The following is a 3240-nucleotide window of genomic DNA, read 5'->3' as shown; positions in this document are numbered from 1 at the left end:
GGTGGTGGGCGTGGCCCACGGTCCCGACGACGCCGTCTCGCAAGCCGCGGAGGCCGCGCCCCAGGTGGTCCTGGCCGACCTGGCGCTTCCCGGCGACTCCGGGATCGACGCCGTGCGCCGCCTGGGCGAGGCGGCCCCCGAGGCGCGGATCGTGGTCCTGGCCGCCGACCAGGGCGACCTCATGCTGGCCCGGGCCGTGGAGGCGGGGGCCGTCGGCATCGTGTCGAAGTTCGAGCCCGTCGAGTCGGTGGCCCGGGCCGTGCGAGGGGCGGCAGCGGGCGAGCCGCTGCTCAGCGCGGAGGAGCGCCGGCGGCTGCTCCGTCGCCTCCGCCATCGCCGGGCCGAGCGCGCCACCGCCCAGCAGCGGGCCGACCGGCTGACCGCCCGGGAGACCGAGATCCTCCAGCTCATGGCCGACGGCGCCCGCCCCGAGCAGATCGCGATGTTCCTCGGGATCAGCGTGGCCACCCTGCGCACGCACGTGCAGAACGTCCTCACCAAGCTGGGCGTGCACTCGAAGACGGAGGCCCTGGCCTTCGCCATCCGCCACGGGAAGGTCAGCGCGCGCCCCTGACCCGGAGGCGCGGGACCCGTTGACCCATGAAGTTCACTTCGGTAGTCTCGGCGCGACCTTCTGGGTGGGGAATCGTTGAGCACTCACGAAACTGACTACGACGTCATCGTCATCGGCGGCGGGCCCGCCGGCTCCGTGCTGGGCTCGCTGCTCGGCATGGAGGAGTACCGGGCCCTCGTCATCGAGAAGGACATCCATCCCCGCGACCACGTGGGCGAGTCCCTCACCCCGTCCACGAACTTCATCTTCAAGCGGATCGGGTTCCTGGAGAAGATGGAGGACGCCGGGTTCGTCCACAAGCCGGGGGCCTGCTGGACCTCGCCCCGGTCGCCGGTGGGCTCGTTCGTCACCATCAACCTCGGCGAGTTCCCGCCTCCCGACGCACCCCAGCTGTACACCTACAACGTCGAGCGGGACGTGCTGGACACCATGCTGCTCCGCCACGCCCACGAGAAGGGCGCGCAGGTCCTGCAGGGCGTGACGGTGCAGAAGGTTCTCTTCGACGGGGACCGGGCGGTGGGGGTTCGGGCCAAGGTCGCCGACGGCTGGGAGCGCGACCTGTCTGCCCGGTACGTGGTGGACGCGTCGGGCCGTCGCTGCATGATCGCCAGCCAGCTCGGCCTGCGGACAAAGGACCCCGTGTTCAACCAGTTCGCCATCTACTCGTGGTTCCGGGGGCTCGAGCCGCAGCCTCCCGAGCTCGCCGGAAACCTGTTCCTGCACTTCCTCGGGATGGAACGGGCCTGGGCGTGGCAGATCCCCTTGCGCTTCGGGATCACCTCGGTCGGCATGGTCACGGACAAGGTGCACTTCGAGAAGTCCGGGCGCAGCCACGAGGAGTTCTTCCAGTCCCTGATCAGCCGGAACCGCAGCCTCACCCATTACATGCGCAACGCCGAGCGCATCCGCCCGTGGTGGATCCAGGGCGACTACACCTACAAGATCGAGCGCCTGTCCGGGCCGGGCTGGCTGCTGGCCGGTGACGCCCTCCGGTTCGTCGATCCCATCTTCTCGACCGGCGTCGACGTGGCCACGTACTCGGGCGCCATCGCGTTCGACACCCTCGACGCCGTGCTGAAGGGCGGCGACGAGGAGATGGAGTTCAAGGAGTTCGAGCGCCGCGTCGGCGACGGCGTCGAGACCTGGTACCGGCTGATCGCGCTATTCTACAAGCTCCAGAACCTGTTCACGATCTACGCCGTCCGCAAGCGCTTCCGCGAGCGGGTCATCCGGGTGATCCAGGGGAACCTGTACATCCCCGAGTCTCTCCAGCGGGCTCGCGACCTCATCGACGTCATGGAAGACGCGTACGAAAGGGTCATGGCCACCCCCGGAAGCCTCCTCCGCCCCGGTGCCCTGGACCCGAACTACCGCCCGGCCGTCGCGAACTAGGCCACTCCCAGCTCGGCCGGCTCCCGACGCATAGAGGCCGCGCTACCTCGGGGCCCGGAACCGTCAGCGGGTCTCTCGGTGGAGGGTGTGGCCTCGGCACCAGCGGCAGTACTTCTTCAGCTCCAGGCGGTCGCGGTCGTTCGTGCGGTTCTTCTCGGTCACGTAGTTGCGGCGCTTGCAGTCGGTGCAGGCCAGGGTGATCACGGGTCGGTTGTCGGTCTTTGGCATCTCGGTTTCCTAGTCGGTCTCAGGCTACTTGACGATGTTCGTGACGCGGCCGGCGCCGACGGTGCGGCCGCCCTCGCGGATGGCGAAGCGGAGGCCCTCCTCCATGGCGATGGGCTTCTCCAGCAAAACGGTCATCTCGGTGTTGTCACCGGGCATGATCATCTCCACGCCCTCGCCCAGCTGCACGGTGCCGGTGACGTCGGTGGTCCGGAAGTAGAACTGCGGCTTGTAGTTCCCGAAGAACGGGGTGTGCCGGCCGCCCTCCTCCTTGCTCAGGACGTACACCTGCGCGGTGAAGTCCGTGTGGGGAGTGATGGACCCCGGCTTCGCCAGGACCTGGCCCCGCTCCACCTCGTCCTTGTCGATGCCGCGGAGGAGGACGCCCACGTTGTCGCCGGCCCGGATCTCGTCCAGGAGCTTGCGGAACATCTCCAGGTCGGTGGCGATGGTCTTGCGGGTGGGCTTGAGCCCGACGATCTCGACCTCGGCCATCTTCTGGAGCGTCCCCCGCTCCACCCGGCCCGTGGTGACCGTGCCCCGCCCCGTGATAGAGAACACGTCCTCGATGGACATCAGGAAGGGCTTGTCCACGTCCCGGGTCGGCTCGGGAACGTAGCTGTCGCACGCGGCCATCAGTTCCTCGATCTTGGCCGTGGCCTCCGGGTCGCCCTCCAGGGCCTTCAGGGCCGATCCCACGATCACGGGCACGTCGTCGCCGGGGAACTCGTAGGAGGTGAGGAGCTCCCGGACCTCCAGCTCCACCAGGTCGAGGAGCTCGGGGTCGTCCACCATGTCGGCCTTGTTCAGGAACACCACGATGTAGGGGACCCCCACCTGGCGGGCCAAAAGGACGTGCTCCCGGGTCTGGGGCATGGGGCCGTCGGCGGCCGAGACCACCAGGATGGCCCCGTCCATCTGGGCGGCCCCGGTGATCATGTTCTTGATGTAGTCGGCGTGCCCGGGGCAGTCCACGTGGGCGTAGTGGCGGTTCTCGGTCTGGTACTCCACGTGGGCGATGGCGATGGTGATGCCCCGCTCCTTCTCCT

At 68.7% G+C, this 3240-nt stretch carries 4 protein-coding genes; 2 read left to right on the top strand and 2 right to left on the bottom strand.

Features of this window, described 5'->3' with window-relative positions:
- Positions 1-574, top strand: a 574-nt coding sequence (locus tag M3Q23_09715) for a response regulator transcription factor (GenBank protein MDP9342348.1), incomplete at its 5' end; no start/stop codon positions are given.
- Between the two features lie 75 nt (positions 575-649).
- Complete coding sequence (locus M3Q23_09710) at positions 650-1966, top strand: tryptophan 7-halogenase (protein MDP9342347.1); 1317 nt, start codon at positions 650-652, stop codon at positions 1964-1966.
- Positions 1967-2029: 63 nt separating this feature from the next.
- Here the strand turns inward: M3Q23_09710 and rpmG are convergent, their stop codons facing one another.
- Both rpmG and tuf read right to left on the bottom strand, forming a co-directional pair.
- On the bottom strand, positions 2030-2194 hold the full coding sequence (gene rpmG / locus M3Q23_09705) for a 50S ribosomal protein L33 (protein MDP9342346.1): 165 nt from the start codon (positions 2192-2194) through the stop codon (positions 2030-2032).
- A 24-nt stretch (positions 2195-2218) separates the two neighbouring features.
- Positions 2219-3240 (bottom strand): elongation factor Tu (gene tuf, locus M3Q23_09700; protein ID MDP9342345.1); only part of this gene is annotated, 1022 nt, incomplete at its 5' end.

This window comes from Actinomycetota bacterium (assembly GCA_030774015.1).
Lineage (GTDB): Bacteria > Actinomycetota > UBA4738 > UBA4738 > JACQTL01 > JALYLZ01.
The sequence above is the reverse complement of the archived record's forward strand: the minus strand, read 5'-3'. Positions and strand labels throughout refer to the sequence as shown.